At 81.1% G+C, this 270-nt stretch carries 1 protein-coding gene; it reads right to left on the bottom strand.

Annotated features, from left to right (window positions below):
* On the bottom strand, positions 1-270 hold a 270-nt coding region (locus KVT14_RS20415), incomplete at both ends, for an FAD-dependent oxidoreductase (RefSeq protein WP_217617302.1).

Raw genomic sequence — 270 nt, 5'->3', positions numbered from 1 at the left:
TAGCCGCCGGGCAGCCCGGGCACGCTCAGGCCGGCGGCGACGCCCACCCGCCCGCCGCGGCCGGCCGGCACGCCGGCCCCGAGCACGACCGGCGCGGCCGACTCCCCGCCGCCCCAGACGACGGTCCGGGTCGGGATCGCCGTGCCGTCGCCGAGCTCCACCCGCTCGGCGTGCACGGCCGCGACCCCGGTGCCCAGCCGGACCTCGACGCCGACGCTCGTCAGGTGTCCGTGCGCGTAGTGGTGCGCCGCGTCGGTGAACGGCGCGAGC

The sequence above is a fragment of the Cellulomonas sp. GbtcB1 genome, assembly GCF_019091725.1.
Lineage (GTDB): Bacteria > Actinomycetota > Actinomycetes > Actinomycetales > Cellulomonadaceae > Cellulomonas.
This window is presented reverse-complemented; position numbering and strand designations above follow the sequence as displayed.